This window comes from Streptomyces nymphaeiformis, from assembly GCF_014203895.1.
Classification (GTDB): domain Bacteria; phylum Actinomycetota; class Actinomycetes; order Streptomycetales; family Streptomycetaceae; genus Streptomyces; species Streptomyces nymphaeiformis.
Window position 1 is genome coordinate 24,572 of sequence record NZ_JACHJY010000021.1, and the last position, 19,686, is coordinate 44,257.

The 19,686-nt window shown below is 70.5% G+C and carries 20 protein-coding genes and 4 pseudogenes; 12 read left to right on the forward strand and 12 right to left on the reverse strand.

Annotated elements, in window-relative coordinates; all coding sequences use genetic code 11:
• The first annotated feature begins 240 nt into the window (after nt 1-240).
• Nucleotides 241-696, forward strand: coding sequence for a VOC family protein (locus GGE06_RS41065; protein ID WP_116165818.1), 456 nt, complete (start codon nt 241-243; stop codon nt 694-696).
• Nucleotides 697-717: 21 nt separating this feature from the next.
• On the opposite strand, the gene GGE06_RS41070 is transcribed toward GGE06_RS41065, so the two are convergent.
• Nucleotides 718-1,592, reverse strand: a protein-coding gene (locus GGE06_RS41070; RefSeq protein WP_376773652.1) for an IS5 family transposase whose coding sequence is annotated in 2 segments (ribosomal slippage) — nt 718-1,199 and nt 1,199-1,592 — 876 coding nt in all. Because the reading frame shifts where the segments join, the coding sequence is not laid out codon by codon here.
• Between the two features lie 82 nt (nt 1,593-1,674).
• On the opposite strand from GGE06_RS41070, the gene GGE06_RS41075 reads away from it, so the two are divergent.
• Together GGE06_RS41075 and GGE06_RS41080 are read left to right on the forward strand one after the other, a co-directional pair.
• The gene (locus GGE06_RS41075; protein ID WP_116165063.1) at nt 1,675-1,902 is read left to right on the forward strand and encodes a hypothetical protein; all 228 of its coding nucleotides are present in this window, start codon (nt 1,675-1,677) and stop codon (nt 1,900-1,902) included.
• A 74-nt stretch (nt 1,903-1,976) separates the two neighbouring features.
• A complete protein-coding gene (locus tag GGE06_RS41080) occupies nt 1,977-3,053 on the forward strand; it encodes a hypothetical protein (protein WP_184933219.1) in 1,077 nt (358 codons plus the stop codon).
• A 94-nt stretch (nt 3,054-3,147) separates the two neighbouring features.
• Here the strand turns inward: GGE06_RS41080 and GGE06_RS41085 are convergent, their stop codons facing one another.
• A complete protein-coding gene (locus GGE06_RS41085; protein ID WP_181924821.1) occupies nt 3,148-3,438 on the reverse strand; it encodes a class I SAM-dependent methyltransferase in 291 nt (96 codons plus the stop codon).
• Between the two features lie 292 nt (nt 3,439-3,730).
• Here GGE06_RS41085 and GGE06_RS41090 point away from each other — a divergent pair.
• The 4 genes and pseudogenes from GGE06_RS41090 to GGE06_RS41100 all read left to right on the forward strand — a co-directional run.
• Nucleotides 3,731-3,976: pseudogene (locus tag GGE06_RS41090) on the forward strand (hypothetical protein); the annotation flags it as partial.
• 98 nt (nt 3,977-4,074) lie between these two features.
• On the forward strand, nt 4,075-4,332 hold the full coding sequence (locus GGE06_RS41095) for a DUF3040 domain-containing protein (protein ID WP_184933220.1): 258 nt from the start codon (nt 4,075-4,077) through the stop codon (nt 4,330-4,332).
• Nucleotides 4,333-4,454: 122 nt separating this feature from the next.
• The gene (locus GGE06_RS44220; RefSeq protein ID WP_365540730.1) at nt 4,455-4,538 is read left to right on the forward strand and encodes a putative leader peptide; all 84 of its coding nucleotides are present in this window, start codon (nt 4,455-4,457) and stop codon (nt 4,536-4,538) included.
• Between the two features lie 367 nt (nt 4,539-4,905).
• On the forward strand, nt 4,906-6,378 hold the full coding sequence (locus GGE06_RS41100) for a hypothetical protein (RefSeq protein ID WP_184933221.1): 1,473 nt from the start codon (nt 4,906-4,908) through the stop codon (nt 6,376-6,378).
• Between the two features lie 22 nt (nt 6,379-6,400).
• Here the strand turns inward: GGE06_RS41100 and GGE06_RS41105 are convergent.
• Nucleotides 6,401-6,586 (reverse strand): annotated as a pseudogene (locus GGE06_RS41105) (diflavin oxidoreductase); the annotation flags it as partial.
• Here GGE06_RS41105 and GGE06_RS44295 point away from each other — a divergent pair.
• Nucleotides 6,528-7,025: a DUF8825 domain-containing protein gene (locus tag GGE06_RS44295; RefSeq protein ID WP_512701027.1), complete on the forward strand. Its 498-nt coding sequence runs from the start codon at nt 6,528-6,530 to the stop codon at nt 7,023-7,025. The pseudogene GGE06_RS41105 and the gene GGE06_RS44295 sit on opposite strands and share 59 nt — an antisense overlap.
• A gap of 60 nt (nt 7,026-7,085) precedes the next feature.
• Here GGE06_RS44295 and GGE06_RS41115 read toward each other — a convergent pair whose 3' ends face one another.
• Nucleotides 7,086-7,556, reverse strand: coding sequence for a DUF4279 domain-containing protein (locus GGE06_RS41115; RefSeq protein WP_312883490.1), 471 nt, complete (start codon nt 7,554-7,556; stop codon nt 7,086-7,088).
• A 46-nt stretch (nt 7,557-7,602) separates the two neighbouring features.
• A pseudogene (locus tag GGE06_RS41120) lies at nt 7,603-8,658 on the reverse strand (IS110 family RNA-guided transposase); the annotation flags it as partial.
• A gap of 8 nt (nt 8,659-8,666) precedes the next feature.
• Here GGE06_RS41120 and GGE06_RS41125 point away from each other — a divergent pair.
• Nucleotides 8,667-8,975: a hypothetical protein gene (locus GGE06_RS41125; RefSeq protein ID WP_116165075.1), complete on the forward strand. Its 309-nt coding sequence runs from the start codon at nt 8,667-8,669 to the stop codon at nt 8,973-8,975.
• A 463-nt stretch (nt 8,976-9,438) separates the two neighbouring features.
• On the opposite strand, the gene GGE06_RS41130 is transcribed toward GGE06_RS41125, so the two are convergent.
• A complete protein-coding gene (locus tag GGE06_RS41130; RefSeq protein WP_184933224.1) occupies nt 9,439-10,890 on the reverse strand; it encodes a purine-cytosine permease family protein in 1,452 nt (483 codons plus the stop codon).
• Nucleotides 10,891-10,934: 44 nt separating this feature from the next.
• A complete protein-coding gene (locus tag GGE06_RS41135; RefSeq protein ID WP_184933225.1) occupies nt 10,935-12,152 on the reverse strand; it encodes a M20 metallopeptidase family protein in 1,218 nt (405 codons plus the stop codon).
• 131 nt (nt 12,153-12,283) lie between these two features.
• Between GGE06_RS41135 and GGE06_RS41140 the strand changes: the two genes are divergently transcribed.
• A complete protein-coding gene (locus GGE06_RS41140; RefSeq protein WP_184933226.1) occupies nt 12,284-13,291 on the forward strand; it encodes an Lrp/AsnC family transcriptional regulator in 1,008 nt (335 codons plus the stop codon).
• A gap of 161 nt (nt 13,292-13,452) precedes the next feature.
• Nucleotides 13,453-14,223 carry a transposase gene (locus GGE06_RS41145; protein ID WP_184933231.1) on the forward strand — a complete coding sequence of 257 codons (771 nt, stop codon included), beginning with the start codon at nt 13,453-13,455 and terminating at the stop codon, nt 14,221-14,223.
• A gap of 27 nt (nt 14,224-14,250) precedes the next feature.
• Here the strand turns inward: GGE06_RS41145 and GGE06_RS41150 are convergent, their stop codons facing one another.
• The 3 genes from GGE06_RS41150 to GGE06_RS41160 form a co-directional block, all read right to left on the reverse strand.
• A complete protein-coding gene (locus tag GGE06_RS41150) occupies nt 14,251-14,838 on the reverse strand; it encodes an Imm21 family immunity protein (RefSeq protein WP_184933227.1) in 588 nt (195 codons plus the stop codon).
• 120 nt (nt 14,839-14,958) lie between these two features.
• Entirely contained in the window at nt 14,959-15,534 is a 576-nt protein-coding gene (locus tag GGE06_RS41155; RefSeq protein WP_184933228.1) for an IS630 family transposase, read from the reverse strand.
• Nucleotides 15,531-15,998, reverse strand: a complete 468-nt coding sequence (locus tag GGE06_RS41160) for an IS630 family transposase (RefSeq protein WP_184933229.1) — start codon at nt 15,996-15,998, stop codon at nt 15,531-15,533. The genes GGE06_RS41155 and GGE06_RS41160 overlap by 4 nt, the downstream gene beginning before the upstream one ends.
• 483 nt (nt 15,999-16,481) lie before the next feature.
• Between GGE06_RS41160 and GGE06_RS41165 the strand changes: the two genes are divergently transcribed.
• Nucleotides 16,482-17,144 (forward strand): alpha/beta hydrolase, encoded by a 663-nt coding sequence (locus GGE06_RS41165; protein ID WP_184933232.1) that lies wholly within the window; start codon nt 16,482-16,484, stop codon nt 17,142-17,144.
• Between the two features lie 37 nt (nt 17,145-17,181).
• On the opposite strand, the gene GGE06_RS43605 is transcribed toward GGE06_RS41165, so the two are convergent.
• Together GGE06_RS43605 and GGE06_RS43290 are read right to left on the reverse strand one after the other, a co-directional pair.
• On the reverse strand, nt 17,182-19,440 hold the full coding sequence (locus tag GGE06_RS43605; RefSeq protein WP_184933230.1) for an ATP-binding protein: 2,259 nt from the start codon (nt 19,438-19,440) through the stop codon (nt 17,182-17,184).
• Nucleotides 19,441-19,581: 141 nt separating this feature from the next.
• A pseudogene (locus GGE06_RS43290) lies at nt 19,582-19,686 on the reverse strand (alpha/beta hydrolase); the annotation flags it as partial.

A 19,686-nucleotide genomic window follows, 5' to 3' on the forward strand; every position in this document is an offset into this window, starting at 1 on the left:
GCTGCCTTCCCGGGCCGGAGGTGGCACCGGCCGGGTGGGTCAGACAGGACATTGAGGGGGCCTGTGGCCAAGCTCCTATCAGGTCATGTTCCACCTGGCCGGAGCCATGGAGAACGGGTCCCGGTGGCCGGACAGAACAGTCGCAGGACAGTCCAGCAGGACGTCAGTCAGACCCTGAGCCACGACCACCGGAACCCGCTACGAGTATCAATGTCAGACCTGCCTGGCATGCTTCGCGCCATGGAGATGACAGTGCAGCTGACGATCGACTGCTCCGATCCTCAGAAGATGGTGGCCTTCTGGGCCGAGGCCCTGGGCTATGTGCCTGAGCCTGCGCCCGACGGGCATGCCACGTGGCGTGCCTATTGGGCGGCGATGGGGGTGCCCGAGGAAGAGTTGCCGGCCGGCGCCGGGGACATTCCGGAGTCGATCATCGATCCCGAGGGGCGCGGGCCACGGGTGTGGTTCCAGGAGGTTCCAGAGTCGAAGGCCGCCAAGAACCGGTGGCACTTCGACCTGAAGGTCGGTGGGGGCCGTGACGTCCCACTGGACGTCCGCATACAGCGGGTCAAGGCTACGGTGGAGCGGCTGGTCAAAGCCGGCGCCACCGTGCTGCGGATCAAGGACGATCCGGAAGCGGGGTTCTACGCCGCCGCCATGCAGGACCCCGAGGGCAACGAATTCGATATCGTCTGAGGGGCGTTGGAACGGTCCTGGTCACAGCCATTCGTTGATGGCTGCGACCAGGACGGTCGCTTCGTAGCGGACAGCGAGTTTGTCGTACCGAGTGGCAACGGCCCGGTGCCGCTTGAGGCGGTTGATACCGCATTCGACAGCGTGCCGCTGCTTGTAGTCGTCCTTGTCGAACTTCGGCGGCCGCCCACCGTGCGATCCGCGTTTGAGGCGGTTGCGGATCCGGTCCGCCGGCACCGGAATCGTGGCCTTGATCCCGCGTCTGCGCAGGTAGGAACGGTTGCTGCGGGAGTCGTAGGCCTTGTCGGCCCGGACCCGGTCCGGACGCTTGCGCGGCCGGCCGAGTCCCAGCCGGGGCACCCGGATCGCTTCCAGGGCCGGCTCGAACTGCGGTGAGTCGCCGCGCTGCCCCGCTGTGATCACCACGGACAGAGGCTTCTGGCCCTGCTCGACCGCAAGGTGGATCTTGCTGGTCAGCCCGCCCCGGGACCGTCCAAGGCCGTGGTCGGCCGGCTCGACGAAGACACCGCCGGGCGGCTCCTTCTGGAGGTCCCCTTTTTCGCCGCCCCGGCGGCGTGCTGGTGGGCCCGGCAGACGGTGGAGTCGACGTTGACCTCCCAGGTGATCAGGCCTTTCGCGTCCGCCTCGGCCTGGAGCCGGGTGAGGATCCCGGCCCAGGTCCCGTCCCGCTGCCAGCGCCGGAACAGGTCATAGACCCGATCCCACGGGCCATACCTTTCGGGCACGTCCCGCCACGGGGCACCGGTCCGCGTCCGCCACCGTATGCCGTCTATCAGCTGCCGCCGCGTCCACACCTGAGGACGTCCCGGCTTGACGCCCCTCGGCAGCAACGGCTCAAGCCGGGCCCACTGGCCATTCGTCAGATCCCCACGTCCCACGACACGGGATCATCAACGAACAAGATCCACTTTCGCAACAGACCCTAGCCGACCATCCGCCTCCTGTTGGGAGTCCACTTCCTTGTCGTACCTGCTTCCTGAGCCCGCTCCTGCTGAGCAGAACGGGCCGTGCGCGCACACCCCGGCGAGCGCGGCCAAGTCCTCGCCACTGGCGTCCTTACTTCTGCTGGTCATCCTCCTGGGCGCGCTGGTCGTCCTGCTCGCCCGCGGGATGAAGCTGGAGGAGGCCCTCGCCATCCTGGGGGCCGGCGGTCTGCTGGCCGCCGAGCTGCGTCAGCGTCTGCTCTGATCCGATGCCCTGCCGGGGCCTGTCTCACCGACGGGCCCCGGTCCTGTTCCGGGCTCGGGAAGGAGATGGATGCCGTGGCCCGCCCCATGAAGCAACTGCCCCGCACCAACGACCCCCTGGTGGCCTTCGCCCGCGACCTCCAGGCGCTGCGCAAGCAGGCCGGCAACCCGCCACTGGCGCTGATGGCCGAACACAGCGGGCTGTCGACCGCGACCCTGTCGAACGCCCACGCGGGCAAGAAGCTGCCCACCTGGGCGACCGTCAACGGCTACGTCCTGGCCTGCGGCGGCGACCCCGAGAGCTGGAGCGCGCGCTGGGAGAGCCTGCGCCTGGCCGCCGCCGGAGTCACCGGTGACCTGTGCCGCGAGGCCCTGAGCCGCTGGGAGCGCACCGGCAACCTCACCCCACTGCACGCCGCCGACGAGGGCGAGCTGCGCGAGCTCCTCAAGACGCTGCTGGACTTCAACGGCCTCAGCCACCGCACCCTCGCCAAACAGGCGCCCGGCTACTCCCACGTGACGTACGGGGCCGTCCTGCGCGGCGCACGCCCGCTGAAGGCGAAGATCCTCTACCAGATCCTCATCGGCTGCGGCGTCTACTCCCTGCGAAGCCAGGAGGCGTGGTTCCACCTCCTGAGCAGCTTCTCCTGGAGGGAAGGCATCGAAGGAGGCAAGCTCCTGGCCAGGGTGGACCAGCCCCTGCGCTACGCCGGCGACCTCGACCTGAAGATGCTCAAGGCCATCCTCGAACGCCTCGAGCGCAGCCGCGGGCTGTTCGCCGCCGACATCGTCTCGTACGACAGCATCAACGCCCTACGCACCGCCTACGAGGACATGCTGGCGCTCCTGCTGTCCTCGCTGCAGCGCTCCCACGTCCAGCTGCCGCCCAAGCTCGGCTACGCCTTCAACCAGGTCGTCGGCGAGCTGCGCAACAGCTCGATCCCCAACCCAGCCGCCACCGCCGCCCTCGTCCCGCTCGCCATGCCGTTCCACCCCCGCCTACGCACCCGGGTCGTCATGGCGCTGAAGAACGCAGGCGAACTGCTACGCCGAGCAGAGGCCGGCGAACTGAACATCCGGGGGGTGGCAGGGCTCCGGCTTCCACTGCCGCCGCCCCTACATGTCCAGCGCGCCACGACGACCGCCTCGTAGTTCCCGAGCGCATGACCGGCGCCGCGGTCTCAGCCGGTGACCGGCTGTCGGGCGCCGGTCCTGCTGTGCTGGACGTCGAACTCGTCATACGCAGTCAAGTCACCCGCCGCAACGACGAACTCGGCGCCGAGTATCGGGCCCATTCCGGCCTGGGTGTGCTGGCCCGGGGGCTGGTGGAGACGAGGGCGATCCCGCCGCCGGGGTGGATGAGCGTGTCGAGGTCGGCCAGGATTTGGTCCTGGTTCATCCACTGGAAGGACTTACCCATCGTGCACAGGTGGAGCGGGGGCAGTCTCATGCCTGTGAGGCCGGCGGCGTCGCCGCACGCCCAGGTGATGTTTCCGGTGCCCTGCGCGGCGGCGGCCTTGCGGCCTTCGCTGATCATTGCCGGTTCGATCCTCGGCGGTGTCTCGGTGGGAGGAACACGCGTATCTCGTTGGAGCCGCAGGTGAAGGTCCACTCCTGTGGGTGAACAAGGCTCACCGGCTCCGCAGGGGAACGACACCCTGTTCCGGGACGGCAGCCGGGGAAGGACGGCTGAACGTACTCAGCTCGCGTCGGAGCCGCTGGAACTCGTCGTCCTTGGCCGCCCAGGACCGACAGGGCCAGCTGGTGACGCTCCTTGAGCTCGCTGAACCCGGTGTGGGTGCGGGCGAGTTTGTGGGTGAGCCGCTGGTGTCGAGTCCTCCGGCGGGACCGAACGGGCCGGCATGCTCTGGTGGTCCTTCGCCCTGGGCGCGGACCTCGCCGGCAACGCGACGATCATCGCCTCCTCCGCCAACGTCGTCACCGTCGGCATCGCCGAACGCGCGGGCCACCCCATCTCCTTCTGACAGTTCAGCAAGTACGGCCTCGTCGTCACGGCCGTCACCACCGCCGTCGCGGGCCTGTACGTGTGGCTGCGCTACTTCGTCCTGGCCTGATCGCGCCCCCGCCGACCCGTCGAGCCGACCCGTCGAAAGGAGGGAAAACGCCATGGGCGACTCCGACGAGGAGAGGATCGCCGCCCTGGAGGCCGTCCGTGCGGCGCGACGACCCCCGCTTCGCCCGCGGCCTGTGCGAAGGCCGCCCCCGGCGCCCCCGCGAGTACCGGCGCGGCCGGGCCTGGCCGGCCATGGCCCTCGCCGCCGTCGTCGCCGGAGGGATCGTCCCGCACGGGCTGCTCCTGGCGGCGGGCCTCGTCATGGCGGCCCTCGCGGTGAACCTCTTCGACACCCGGGACCAGCGGCTCCGACAGCACCGGCGCGGGCACGGGCAGGACCCGGGCGGCCTGTGGTGACGCGGCGGCGAACCCCCGTACCGAGGGCGAGCGTTGGAGCCGCCCGCGACGCCGTCCCACTCCGTGGAACGCCGGCCGGTGCGCCTTGACCCCGCCGACGGGCACCTGCTTCGATCATGCATATGAAGAGCCGCCGGACGACCCTCACGCGACGACGTCACGTCGACCTCGCGCGCACGTCCGGCGCCCTCTGTAGCGGACGCTGACCCCGGCCGCCGTCCTCCGCGCCCGCCGGAACCCCGTCCGGCCGCGCCGCCCCCGGGGCACCGCCCCGGCCGTCGCCCGGCGCCCTCTCCGCGCGTCGCCGTCCGCCCGTAGCCGGACCCCGGCCGCGTAACGCCCAGCCGTCCCCACCGGCCCCACCGGTCCCTCCCTCCTCCCGGCGATCCCGGGAGTTCCCGATCCGGGGGACCTGCGGGGCCCGCCCGGCCGTGCCCGCCGCCCCGCCCGTACGCACCACTCCGCCCGTACGGGCTCCCCACCGCCCGTACCCGCCGACTCCGCCGGTACGGGCCGCCCCCGTGCGCACGCCCCCCCACGCCCGTTCCCTCCCGGAAGGAAACCGTCCTCGTCATGGCCGTCCCGTCCGCGCGCCCCCGCGCCCGCCGCAGGCACCTGGTCGCCGCGCTGTTCTCCGCCCTCGCCCTCGCGGCTACCGCCGTCCCCGCCGGAGCCGCCCCCACCGCGGAGAGCCTCCTCCCCGTACCGCCGCACAACCCGTACGCGGGCCCCGACGGGACCGCCACCATGCACGGGGACACCGGCTCCTCGGACACCACCCCGCTGGCGGGCCCCGGCGCGGGCGCCCTGGCCTCGAAGCGGGTGGCCCTCGCCTCCGCCTGCCCCACCATCCTCGTCGGCTCCGACGGCTACCCGGTCGTCCTGTGCACCCCGATCTTCGGCCAGGTCCCGACGGTCCACCTGCTGAACCCGGCCGACGGCTCCTCCCTCACCACCCTCCAGCTCACCAAGGGCTCGCTCCTCGGCGGCGTCTACGCCTACCTGGACGCCGAGGACCGGCTCGTCGTCGTGGACGGCAGCCGCAGCCTCCTGCGCGTCGCCCACCGCAAGGACGCCTCCGGCACCTGGCGCCTCTCCGTCGACCGCAGCCTCTCCCTCGCCTCCGCCGTCCCCGCCGACGACGCGGTCACCGGCCTCTCGCCGGACTGGCAGGGACGCGTCTGGTTCGCCACCGGCAACGGCGTGGTCGGCCTCGCCGACGACCGGACCGGGCGGATCGGCACCCTGCGGCTCCCGGCCGGCGAGCGCGTCGCCAACAGCATCTCCACCGCCCCCGAGGGCACCGCCGTCACCAGCACCCACGCCACCTACCTGCTCACCGCGGGCGCCGACGGCACGCCGAGGACCGTCTGGCGGCAGGCGTACGACCGGGGCCAGGCCCGCAAGCCGGGCCTGCTGAGCTGGGGCAGCGGCTCCACCCCGACCTTCCTCGGCCCGAAGACCGGCACCGACTACGTCGCGATCGTCGACAATGCCGACACCACCGTCCGCCTCAAGGTGTACCGCACCGCCGACGGCGGCGAGATCTGCTCGATCCCCGTTCTCCAGGCCGCCAGCGGCCCCGGCAGCGAGAACTCGCCGATCGGCGCGGGCAACAGCGTCTTCGTCGCCGGCACCTACGGCTACCCGTACCCGGCGCTCCCGGACGGCGCGGGACCGTCCGTGCCCTCCTCGGCCGACTTCGCCGGCGGCCTGACCCGGGTGGACATCCGCCCCGACGGCACCGGCTGCGCCACGGTCTGGGACAACGCCCTGCGCTCGGCGGCCGTCCCGAAGCTGTCCACCGCCACGAACACCCTGCACACCGTCGTGCGCGACCCGCTGATCCCCGGCACCGAGGGGACGGGCATCCTCGACCCGTACCGCTACGTCCAGATCGACCCGGAGACGGGCCGCGTCACCCGCTCCAAGCAGGTCGGCATCGGATCCCTGTACGACACGCTCCAGATGGCCGGCACCGTCGCCCCGGACGGCGCCTACCTCCAGGGCACGGTCACCGGCGTCCTGCGGATCACCGCGGGCTGAGCCCCGCCCGCGTCCGCCCGTGTCAGTACACGTCGCGGACGTACCGCCGGTCCGCGGCCATCCGCTCGACGTGGGCCGCCGCCTCCTCGTCGCCTATCCTCCCGTGGCGGGCGACGAGTTCGCGCAGGGTCCGGTCGACGTCCTCGGCCATGCGGGTGGCGTCGCCGCAGACGTGGAAGTGGGCGCCGTCCCGCAGCCAGGACCAGAGGATCGGCACCCCTCCTCGTCGTCCTCCCGGGCGGGAGGTATCCCCGCCCACCCGACCGAACGAGCCGAAAGACCCGTACGGCTTCCCGGTCGACCTGAAGGACCTCCAGGCCCGGCTTCATAAGGCGCATGCCGAGTACCGAGCGCTGATCGAAACACTCCCCTGGTCGGTGGAGCCGTTGCCCGGCTGGCCCGGCAAGGAACATCCGCACACCGGCGAGGTCATTCCGGGGCGGGAGGACAGCCCGGGCTACACCCCGGAGCAGGCCGCGGAGGAGAAGCGGCTGTGGGAGCTCGTGCGAGAGCTGTCGATCGCGGTGTCTACGCATTCGTACTGGAACAAGCCGGAGCGCGGCCCCGAGCTGGTCGAGGCTCGCATGGCGCTGAAACATCACCCGGACGTTATGGCCGCACTCGGTGACCTGGCCGAGGCTTCCTAATGCTGTTGTCAAGCCGCCGGAGTACGGCTTATCGGCCCAGGCGAGTGCGAGGGCACGTGCTCACCTGGTGTCCTCGTCTTCGGCCATGTCGTACTCGTCGACACCGAGCTCCGCGCCAGTGGCACTGAGGAAGTCCAAGACCTTGCGGTCCAGGTGCCAACCGAAGAGGTTGGGGGCGTCAGCAGCGCCCGACTGGGCTTGGTCGGTGTCGTTGAAGTAGCGCACGACGTGAAGCACCGCTCCGCCGCCGGTGCCGGCCAGACGCCTGCTGAGGTCAGCGATGCGGTCCGTGTGGGGCTGGAGCCTGTCGAGAATGTGGGTGATCTGCTCGTCGACGCGCAGGCCAGGTTCCCGGCATACGGCCATCCACGAGTGGTCGACCGGGACCACCGCCGGTTCGGTGAACCGGCTGCCGCGAACGGATACCTCGTCGGGAGTAATCCCTAGCTGCGAGGTCATGTCGTCTGCCGAGATGTGCTGGCTGAACAGCGCGAAGTAGGCGTACTGGTGAAGTGGCCTCCCGCGGAGAATAGCCGCGCGGGAGGCGGGCCCGCAGTGATTACGCGTGCCCCGACAGTCAGGCAGCCGCGCTGACCGGAGGTGTGACCTGGTAGCACCGGCGGTCACGGATCAGGGCCCAGATGACGTTGACGCGTCGGCGGGCGAGGGCGAGCACAGCCTGGACGTGCTTCTTCCCCTCGGCGCGTTTGCGGTCGTGGAACTTCCGTGAGTTCGGGTCGTGACGGACGCTGACGAGCGCGGAGGTGTAGAAGACGCGCTGGAGTCTTCGGTGGTAGGTGACCGGCCGGTGGAGGTTGCCGCTGACCTTGCCGGAGTCGCGTGGTGCCGGGGCGACGCCGGCGAAGGCCGCCAGGGCGTCCGGGGAGTCGAACTCGTCCAGGTCGCCGCCGACAGCGGCGAGAAACTCGGCACCGAGGGTCGCTCCGATGCCCGGGATGCTCAGGACGATGTCGGCGAGTTCGTGCTCGCGAAACCGGCCCTCGATGAGTTTGTCCATCTGGGAAACCTGCTCGTTGAGGGTCAGCACCTCCTCAGCCAGGGTGTGGACCAGCCTCGCGATGGTCTTCTCCCCGGGAACGGTGGTGTGCTGCCGTCCTGCGGCCTCGACTGCAACCTCGGCAAGGGCTCCGGCGTTTCAGATCTTGCGGTTGGCCAGCCACTTCGTCAGCCGGGCGACGCCGACTCGGCGAATCGCGGCCGGGGTCTGGTAGCCCGTCAGCAGCCTGAGCGGGCCGGTGTTGGTCACGTCCAGAGCCCGCTCCAGGGCCGGGAACATGCCCAGGAGCGTGCTCCGCAGGCGGTTCACGACGCGGGTGCGGTCCTCGACCAGGTCGGACCGCCGTCCGGTCAGCAGCTTCAGCTCGATGGCCGCTTCGTCGCCGGGCCGGATGGGCCGCAGGTCGCGGCGCATCCTGGCCTGGTCGGCGATCACGAAGGCATCGCGGGCGTCGGTCTTGCCCTCCCCGCGGTAGCCGTCGGATGCCCGGTTCACCAGCCGGCCGGGCATGTAGAGCACTTCTTGGCCGTGGCTGACCAGTAGGGCCAGCAGCAGCGCGGGCTCCCCACCGGTCATGTCGATCGCCCAAGTGACCTGCCGACCGCCCGCAAGATCTGCGGCAGGTGCACGAGCGCCTGGACGAGCTCGTCGACGACCATCCGCTCACCGTGCTGAAAGCGGCCGGCGAGCTGGAGACGGCCGTCGCGTTCTTCGGTCCCCTCGCCACCAGGATCGTGACCAGGAGCGAACAGCTCCCGCTCGCCCAGGTCGCCGAAGTCCTCGGCATGACCGAGCAGGCCGCCGGCTCCCGCCTGCGGCACTACGAGTACATGGACCTGCGACCGCGCACCTTGGGGCACGCGCCCTGCGGGCGAGAGCGGCTCGTATTCTCCGTCCGACAACTTCTGGCCTACGGCTACCGCGTGCCGTGATCGCTTTCGGCCTCCTTCATCGAAGTGACTGACGTGGACACCACGTTCGGCCGAGGGCCCGGAGGTCCGCCACACCGTGAAGAACACCGCCCCTGAGCATGCCGCGTATCGGGACTTGATGAAGAACTTCTTGTCCGTGCCCAGCCCCCGGATGCACTCGTCCGGTGTCATCGTGCGCGACGGCCCCGGGTACGTCACCGTCGGCGTATCGGCGACCGCGGCCATTTTCTCGGCAGGCCGGCCGAAGGACGCGGCCGGGCCAACGACATCGGCCGCCTTCTGCGACGTTCCGAACCCGCCACTGGTGCGCGAGAGCGATGTACGGGCACCGCGCCGGAGACCGGCCAGCGACACCCACCCAAACTCCTGCCTTGCAGGAGCTCCAGCCGCCCTGGCTGTCGTGCCTGAGCCCGCGTCCGGTGTCCGACGGGCGCGGGCTCAGGGTGTTCGGGAAGGCCTGCAGTCAGGCTGCGTCGGGGCTGGGGGCGCCTGCTGCGGGAAGGACGGAGGAGTCGGCGGGTTCGGCGGAGTCTCCCTGCGCCGTGGCGGTGAGGGCGCGGGCTTGGCGACGGGTGGCGTGGAGGTAGTAGGCGAGGGAGCCCACGACGAGGCCGACGATCCAGGAGATGTCCGCGCCGCCGAAGACCTTGGCCAGAGGGCCTTCGTAGACGGGGCTGTTGATGAAGGGCAACTCGGCCGCGATGGTCAGGAGGAAGATCACCACGGCGCCGGTGTCGCACCGGCCGTAGCGGCCGTCCTTGCGGAAGAACTCCTGCACCTCGTACTCGCCGTGGCGGACCAGGTAGTAGTCGGTGAGATTGATCGCCGTCCACGGGATCAGCAGGTAGAGCAGGATCAGGATGATGTTCTGGAACAATTCCATCGTGTTCGAGCCCACCAGGAGCGCGAGCAGCGTCGTCACCGTGGTGAAGCCGACGGTGAACAGGGTGCGGGTGCGCGGAGCGGCCTTGGCGCGGCCGGTGGGGGAGACGCCGCTGAGGGCGGTGAGGAAGGCGCCGTAGGGGCTCTGGGCGGAGCCGGGGATGCCGCCGAGGAACAGGGCTGCGGCCAGCAGTCCGGAGACAGCCGGGAACTGGTGGGCCAGGAAGCCGATGGAGTCGTTGCCGAGTGCGTCGCCGCCCACCACGGCGGCGAGGGCGCCGATCACCATGACCCAAGAGCCGCCGACGGCCGCGCCGAGGTAGGTCCACCAGAAGGTGGCCTTCGCCGGGGTGGACTCCGGCAGGTAGCGGGAGTAGTCGGAGACGTAGGGGGCCCAGGTGATCTGCCAGGACGCGAAGATGGAGATCGCGAGCAGCACGGTCCCGGCGTTGACCGAGGTCCCCTGGTAGTGGCCCGGCAGATGGCGGGCCAGCTGGACGAAGAGCGCGAGGAAGACCACGCCGGAGACGACGGAAAGGTACTTGCTGACACTGTGGATCAGCTTGTAGCCGACCACGGCCACGGCAAGCGTGGCCAGGTTGGAGAGGATCACGCCCGCCGCGTAGGGCACGTGGATCCAGTTGGCGACCGCGTGGCCGTTGACCACAGCGCCTTCCAGAGCGAAGCCGAAGTACATGGCGACCACGATCGCCACCGGCAGGATCGCACCGTAGAACCCGAACTGCGCCCGGCTCTGGATCATCTGTGGGATGCCCAGCTTCGGCCCCTGGACCGAGTGGTAGGCCATGAAGACCCCGCCGATCAGGTTGCCGACCAGAATCGAGAAGATCGCCCACGGCAGGTCCAGGCCGATGGTGACGGCGAGGGCGCCGTTGACCAGGCCAGTGATCTGGACGTTGCTGGCGAACCAGAGGGTGAACAGGTGCCAGGGCTTGCCGTGGCGCTCGGCGGCGGGAACGTGGTCGATCCCGCGCTGTTCGAGTGTGCTGCTTCTCCGGGGGACGTCGCTCATGAGGGGCCTTCCTCGGTCGGTTGTCGGTAGGAGGGTGGGACGGCTCAGTTCGGTGCGGTACCGGGTGCGGGAGCAAGGGCCAGGCGACGCAGGGCGAGGGCGGCGTACAGGGCCGCGCCGTCGGCAAGAACGCCGTCGTCGAACTCGACGTGGGGGGAGTGGTTGCCGGGCGCGGCACGGTGGTCGCGGCCGGGCGGGGTGGCGCCGAGCTGGACGATCGTGCCCGGGACCTCCTCAAGGACCCGGGAGAAGTCCTCCGAGGCGGTGAGCGGCTGCGCCATCTCTTCGTAGCGCTCGGCACCGAAGACGTCTCGCGCCACTTCGGCCGCGAAGGCCGACTCGCTGGGCGCGGCGACGGTGGGCGGGTACTCGTTGAGGTAGCAAACCTCAGCCTCGACGCCGTGGGCGGCGGCGATGCCCCGGCACAGCTGGGTCAGCTGGGCCGCGAGCCGTTCGCCCGTGCCCCGGTGGAAGCTGCGGACGGTCGCCTCGAAGCGAGCGGTCTCCGGGACGATGTTCGCGGCCGTGCCGGCGTGGAGTGTGCCGACGCTTAGGACGGCGGGCTCGAGAGGGTCGACGGCGCGGGCGAGGGTTCCGGCCAGCTCGCCGATCATGGCGCAGGCCGCGGGGATCGGGTTGCGTGCGTGGTGCGGGGCGGAGCCGTGGCCGCCGGTGCCGCGCACGGTGACGGCGAGGCTGTCGGAGGCCGCCATCAGCGTTCCAGGCCGGGTGGCGAACCTGCCGCCGGGCCAGTGGCGTGAGCTGACGTGCAGGGCGTAGGCGGCCTGCGGCCGCTCCCCGGCCGCCTCCAGCACGCCTTCCTCGATCATGTGGCGGGCGCCGTCGTGGCCCTCCTCGCCGGGCTGGAACATCAGCACGACCGAGCCGGCCAGCGTGTCACGACGTCGGGCGATCAGGTGGGCGGCGCCGGCCAGCATGGCGGTGTGGAGGTCGTGGCCGCAGGCATGCATCCGGCCGTCGATCCGGGAGCGGTAGGCCACGTCCGCCTGCTCGGTGACCGGCAGCGCGTCCATGTCCGCTCGCAGCAGCACGACCGGTCCGGGGCGAGCCCCCTCCAGGACGGCGGTCACCGAGGAGAGCGTGCGACCCTCGGTGATCTTCAACGGCAGGCCGTCGAGCGCGGCCAGAACCTTCTCCTGGGTACGGGGCAGCCGCAGTCCCAGCTCGGGCTCCTGGTGCAGGCCCCGGCGCAGCCGGGTGAGCCACTCGGACATCGTCCGCGCGTCGTCGCGCAGGTCCATCACTTTCCTCCGGTGTTCCTCGGCCGTTCACCGGCCCCGGTTGGTGCTGACGATGATGTGGCACCAGCCAGAACGAGCCGCTGGATAACATGAACCGGACACTGATGGCCAAATGAGCGAAGGAATCAAGCATGATTGGTGAGGAGGACCTGGCTCTCGTGCATGCGCTCCAGGTCAGGCCCCGGGCCTCATGGGTCGAGTTGGGCGAGGTGCTGGGCTGCACACCCACGACCGTCGCCCGCCGCTGGGAGCGCCTCGCCGGGACCGGTGCGGCGTGGGTCACCGCCGTGCCGGGGCCACGCTGCGCGGCGCTGACGGCCTATGTCGGCCTGCGCTGCGTGACCGGCACGCGGGAGAAGGTGGCGCAGGCGCTCGCGGGCGATCCGGCCACCGTGACGGTGGAGATCACCGCAGGCAGCTACGACCTGCTGGTGGAGGTCATCACAGCTGATCTGGCCTCGTTCGGGCGCTACCTGCTCGACCGCATCGAGCGCCTCCCCGGCGTGACCGGCTCCACGGTCGCGATCGCGACCACCGTCGTCACGGAGGCCAGCCGCTGGCGGCTCGACGCGCTCGCCCCCGACCAGTCCGCAGCCCTGGGCGACGCCCCCCGAGGCGGCAGCGTCCCGGCGCGCCGGCTGACGGAACTCGACCGGCGACTGCTCGCCGGACTGGGTCGGGACGGCCGCCAGGCCTGGCACCAGCTCGCGCAGGAGACCGACACCAGCGCGGCCACCGCCCGCCGCCGCGCCGAACGCCTCCTCGCCAGCGGCGAGGCGGCCCTGCGCTGTGACGTGGCGGGGCCGTTGTTCGAACGTCCGGTGACCGTCTCCCTATGGGCGCAGGTGCCGGCGCCGGAGTTGAGGGCGGTCGCCCGTCATCTCGCGGCCGTCCCCAGCGTGCGCTTCGTCGCGACGACGGCGGGCCGGGAGAACCTTCTGGTCGCGCTCTGGCTGCGCTCACCCGAGGAGATCCAGCAACTGGAGGTCGAACTGGCCCTCCGGCATCCGGCCGTCCTCGTCCAAGACCGCACGATCGCGCTGCGCACCGCCAAGCGTATGGGCCGGCTCTTCGACGCGAACGGCTACGGCACAGCGTCCGTCCCGCTCGCCCCGTGGGCCGAGCAAACCTGGTACTGAGCGGACTGTCGGCATACCTGAGGTGGGCATGCCTAGTGGGGCTTGGCCAGGTTGGTGTTGATGGTGCGTGTCCTCGCCCGAAACCGCCCGCCCCTACCTTTCTTGCGGGGCCGGCGGCAGGGCTGTCCCGTAAGTGATCTTGCCCTGCGATGATCTCGACCGTGTCACACGTGATCACAGCCTCCGAGCCGTCATGGATAGCCCCGTTCACTGGTATGGCTCCGCGCCAGTTCAACCGGGTGGTGCGTGCCCTGCGAAGGGAAGGCGCCGACATCGCTCGGCGGGGTCGGCCGTGGGGGATTTCGCTGGAGGACCGGGTGCTTCTGGTGGCTGCGTACTGGCGCACCAACCTGACGCTGCGGCAGCTCGCCCCGCTCTTCGGGGTCTCGAAGTCCGCGGCTGGCCGCATCGTCAGGCATGTCGGGCCTCTTCTCGCGTTCCGGCCGCGGAAGCGGTTTCACAAGGACGCCGTGCTCATCGTGGACGGCACTCTGGTTCCCACTCGCGACCACGCGGTGGCGGAGCGGTCCAAGAACTACCGGTACTCGACGAATCACCAGGTCGTCATCGACGCGGACACCCGACTGGTGGTCGTGGTCGGCCGGCCGTTGCCGGGCAACCGCAACGACTGCCAGGCATGGGAGCTATCCGGGGCGAAGGCCGCCGGCGGGAACGCCGCAGTGATTGCCGACGGCGGCTATCGAGGTACTGGGCTCGTCATCCCACACCGCCGTGACCCTGGGCAGAGCGAACTGCCTGCCTGGAAGGAAGAGCACAACGCCGCTCACCGCACGATCCGCGCTCGGGTCGAGCATGTCTTCGCCCGGATGAAGACCTGGAAGATCCTGCGCGACTGCCGTCTCAAGGGCGATGGCGTGCACCACGCGATGCTCGGCATCGCCCATCTGCACAACGTCGGGCGCCGTGGCTGACTGCACCCGGCCCGAAGGACTGTCCGTTCAGGATTCGGCGGGCAGGAGCTGGACCAGGCCGACCCAGTTCTCCTCGTCCACCTTGGTCTGGGTGGCGCGGACCCTCCAGCGGCCGGCGGGCAGTGGGACCGACGCCTCGGCGGGCATCCCGCCGCCGGGGTAATCGATGCCCAGGCCGGAGCCCGCTTCGGCGGAGTCCATGAGCACCGCCGGACCGTCCGAGGCCCAGGTGCCGCACTCCTCCCACAACGTGGCCGGGTCCGCGAGGGCAGTGTCCGCCGCGGCTCTCAGTCCGGCCTCGGAGTCGGCGGCGAGCCACCGCAGGAACGCTCGGTGCTGGGGCAGATAGCAGCTGGTCGCCGGCTCGTCCGCCAGCACCAGTGCCTGCGCACCGTTCTCGTCGAGAAGGATTACACCGGCCAGATCGTCCACCGCGCAGGCCCGGTCGTAGTCGTCTGGGGCGGTGGCGTCTCCCGCTATAAGCCCACTCTCCGTGCACCCGCCCCAGGAGGCCAGGGCGGAGACGGGGACGACGATCAGAGGGCCGCCCATCGACTCCACCCAGACGAGGGAGGGGTGGGAGGCATCGTCTGCGGTGGATGAAGAGGTGATCATGCACGTCAGTGTGCCCTCGCCCACTGACAACGTCCCCTCGGTCATCGGAACCCAGCACGGGGAAAGGCTCAGCGCCTACGGCAAGCAGTAGTTACGGGACAGCCCTTACTGATCTTTTCGTTAGTTCCGTGGGGTTGGCGGGTGGAGGGTAAGGCCGGTGTGGGCGAGGAAGGACCAAGGCAGCTGCGGGTTCTGGTTGATGCGGTGGATGCCCTGTTCCGTGGCGTCGGCGACATCGGCGAGGTGGTTGCCGGCGAGGTTGGCGAGTTCGCGTTTCTTCAGCGACGACCACAGCAGCTCGACGGGGTTGAGCTCGGGTGCGTAGGCAGGTAATCGCTCCAGGGTGAGCCAGTCCTGCTCGGCGACCCAGGCCCGTATGTCCCGGCTCCAGTGGGCGGACAGTCCGTCCCAGATCAGGACTACCCGCTCCCCGCGGTAGAACGTCTTGAGCTGTTCCAGGACCTCGATGAGTGCGGCGGTGTCGTAGCTGCCGGGTTTGAGGTGGAAGCACAACCGTGGTCCACGCTCGGGATCGGCAGCGTGGTAGCCGAGGGCTGCGGCCATCGACGCGCGTTTCCGGTTCAACCGGTGCCGCAGAAGAGGGGTGCGGCCGCGAGGCGCGTAGGTGCGACGGACCTGCGGCAGCAGCGAGACGTCTGACTCGTCGAGGAAGACGATCCGGGCACGTGTGTTCACCGCCCCTTTTTGATCCGCGGCCACTCATGAGCGGTCCAGCGGGCGATCTCCGACTCGTTCCTCTCCACCGCGCGGCGTTCCGGTCGCTGCAGAGTCCATCCCAGTCGGCCGGTCAGTAACCGCCACACCGATGCCCGCGACAGAACCACTCCGGTCACCCGCTCGACGACCAGGCCGACTCGCTCGAGCGTCCACAGATCGGCCTCGAAGCCATGGGCCTGGGCGCCCTGCTCCAGCGCGGCCCGCACCCACTCGACCTGGGCATCGTCCAGCTTGGGCGGACGACCGGTGGCCGGACGCCGACGCAAAGCGTCCGTGCCGCCCTCCTCCCAGACCCGTTTCCACCGCCGCACGCTCTCCTCGCTGACCCCCAGCATCCGCGCGATCTCGGCACCCGAGCGTCCCTGATCGAACAACTCAGCCGCCCGCACACGCCGGGCCTCGGACAACTGCGGCCGGGTCAAAGGAGGAACACCAGGCGAAGGCTTGAAAGACACCGCACCAGGATCCCACCAACGAAGCCGTCGCACCCATGGAACTAACGAAAAGATCAGTAGGGACCGCACCCCTAACGGGCTTTCAGATAGGGCGCCAACCTGCGGTAAACGCACAAAAGAGTGACGGGCTCCGAAGTCTGTGCACTTCAGGTCTGCGGCAGCACCCTCCCTGTATCGGTACCTTCTCTCCGCAGCACGCGCACCAGACGGCCAACTTGGCCACCGGCTCAACAAAGCGCCGCGTTTCGACGGGCACGGAGGGGCGTCCTGACCGCCACCCTCCCAGGCTGCGACGCTCCACTCCGCCCCACGTGGCGGCACATCTGCCTCTGCCACCACATTCGCCACTCGCGCGTGGGACTTTCCTGGGACTTTCGGCTGCATCAGGCGGTACGAGGGTGAAAGAAGGGAAAGAACGTTTCCCCAGGTCAGAGACCTTGCGTCACGAGTCTGCGCAGCTCACAGGGCTGTCGAGTCCTTTCCGGGACAAGTGACCATCAGTGTGGCTGGTTCAAGGATCGCCACGCACTCCACGTCGAGCAGTGCTACGCCGTTGCGAAGTGGATCTGCGATCGGGGCGGCGACATCGGCCTGGACGGCGGCCGGATGGTCGCCGTGGGCGACTCGGCGGGCGGCAACCTGGTGGCGGCACTGACCCTGCTCGCCAAGGAGCGTGGAGGAGTACGGCTGCTGCAGCAGGTGCTGCTCTGCCCGGTCACCGACGCTGGCTTAGACACCCCCTCTTACCAGGAGTTCGCCCACGGCTACTTCCTCGGCCGCGAGACCATGCGCTGGTTTTGGGACCAGTACCTGCCCGACGTACGGCAACGGAGCCAGGCCACCGCGTCACCGCTGCGGGCCACCCTGGAACAGCTCAACGGACTCCCCCCGGCCCTGGTCGTCACCAGCGAGGCCGACGTGGTGCGCGACGAGGGCGAGGCGTACGCGAGCAAGCTCCGGGCGGCCGGCGTCCCGGTGGTCTCCATCCGCTACCACGGGACGATCCACGGCTTCATGGTGCTCGACCCGCTGCGCCACACGGACGCCGCCCGCGCCGCCCTCGTCCAGGTTCTCGACACCGTGCACGTCGCCCTGCACCGGCACCGGGGCTGACTCCGGCACCGCTTCGACACACGGCGGCGGGCACCGCTCACTCGGCGGGGAGCGACTCCAGGAGCTCCTGCGCGCTCTTCAGGTGGTCGCCGTAGGCGGCGTCGCCGAAGGCCACGGCCTGACGGAGGCGGAAGCGGGCCTCCTCGGTCTCTCCCAGTTCGATCAGGGCCTCTCCCCAGTGGAGGAGCGCTTCGGCCTCCCGGTGGGGAATGCCGATGCGGTGAGCCTGGTCCACAGCGGCGCGATAGTGCTCGGCGGCCTCGCGCCACCGCTCCAGGGCGGCGTAGTCACGGCCGAGGGCTTCCATCGCGGCGGCGCGATAGCTGTCGGCGGCGTGCCCGCTCACGGGGCAGTCGGGCGCGTCCAGGAAGGCGATGATGCGCTCGTGCTGGGTCAGGGCCTCCTCGGCGCGACCGAAGTCGCGCAGGGTGCCTCCGTACAGGCCGATGGTCTCGATCCACCCCTCGTGCTCGGCGGCGGCCTCGAACAGGTCGGCGGCGGCGCGAGCCTTGTCGAAGCCCTTCTGCGTCTCGCCCAACTGCCGGTGCGGATACACCGCGTACACCAGTGCCCAGGCCTGCTGGGGGACGTCCTGGGCGCGGCGGGCGCATTCCAGCGCTTCGTCGGCCCGTTCGATGGCGTCGCGGTACCTGTGCTCGCAGGTGCTCAGAGCCCAGGAGTAGTGGTTGAGGTGGACGGCCTGCATGCGGGGGTCGTCGAGCGCGGCGGCTGCTTCGCTCGCGAGGCGGAAGACCTCGGGCCAGTGTCCCCAGTAGAGCGACAACGGGTAGTACCACTCCATGGCATCGGCGGTCTCCACCACCAGGGTGTGCTCACCGTGCCGGGCGGCGCCGCGCAGCGCGGCGAGCCAGGCGGGGGCCTCGCTCCGGAGCCAGGCCCTGGCCTGCTCGGCGTTCTCCAAGGGGACCAGGCCCTGCCAGGAGGACGGCGGCGCGCCGTACCCGGTCTTGTACCAGCGGCCGGCGACCGCGGCCGTCTCCAGCAGCCAGGTCCGCAGCCGGCGCTCGGCCGCTTCGCGGTCGCCGGGTTCCTCCTCGCGCGTCAGGCGCGTACGGGCGAACAGCCGCAGCAGGTCGTGGAGTTGGTAGCGGCCGGTAAAGGCGGCCTGGAGCAGGCCGGCCTCGGCCAGCTCCTCCATCACGTCCTCCGCCTCGAAGACGCCGCTCGAGGTCAGCGCCGCGCCGTAGGCGGTGGTCATGTCCGGCCCCGGTACCAGGCTCAACAGCCGCAGCATCTGGGCGGCCTGGCCGGTCAGCTGACGGTAGGACAGTTCGAACGCCGCCTCCACCCGCACGTCGCCGGCGGCGAGCGCGCCCAGTCGGCGCTCCTCGCCGACCAGGCGCCGGACCAGGTGGTCGACGCTCCATCCGGAACGGACCGTCAGCCAGTTTCCCGCCACCCGCAGGGCCAGCGGCAGCCGCCCGCACAGCTCCGCCACCCGTGCCACCGCCTCGGGTTCCGCGTCCGCCCGCTCCGTCCCCAGGATCCGACGCAGCAGATCGACCGCCTCGTCCTGCGCCAACTCGCAGAGCACCAGACGGCCGACGTCCTCAAGACCGCTCAAGGGCCGCCGACTGGTGACCAGCACGAGGCTTCGCCCACCCGCAGGCAGCAGCTCACGGACCTGTCCCTCGTCGCGGGCATTGTCCAGCACTACCATGCACCGGCGGTCACCCAACAGCGCGCGCAGCAGCCCCGCGCGGCCGTGGGAGTCCTCCTGCGCGAGCCGACGGTCCGACACGCCCAGAGCCCTCAGCAGCTTCAGCAGCGCCTCGCCCGTGTCCACGGGGCCGTCCACCCCGTGCAGGTCCACCACGAAACAGCCGTCCGGGAACTCCTCCGCCAGATCCGCCGCCGCCTTCAGCGCCAGCGTCGTCTTCCCGCACCCCGGAAGACCCGAGACGACCCACACCGGCACCGCCCCGCCGACGCGGGAGCGTTCCGCCGCATCCCGCAGGAGCGCCAACTCCGGTGCCCGCCCCGTGAAGTCCCCCACCAGTCGCGGCGGCACGACCGCTCCCGCCACCTCGCCCGCGCGGGTCGGACGCGCCGCCCGCGCCGTGGTCAGCAGCGCCTCCCGCTCGTCGTCCGTGAGTCCGAGCCCCTCCGCGAGCGCCACCACCGTGCGCCGCTGCGGAACGCGACTGCGCCCCCGCTCCATATCGCCGATGGCCCGGACACTCACACCCGACGCCTCGGCCAACTCCTCCATCGTCAGACGGCCTCGCTGCCGCAGACCACGCAGAACGGCCCCGAAGGACCTCTCCTCGTACACAACTCCTCTTTCCTCCCGCCCCGAGGAAAGAATATGGTACGCCTGTCGGGCAAAACCCCAGGCCAGCGGCGTACAACCGCGGATGCCGGGTCCTGCCCGAAGGGTGGACCCGGCACGGCTGGCCCCAAGCCGGGCCGCAGGTCAGTGGGCGGTGGACCGGGCCGCGTCCATGATCAGCTCGGCCACGGCCTTGGGCTGGGCGAGCATGACCAGGTGCGAGGAGTCGACCTCGACGGTGGTCATGCC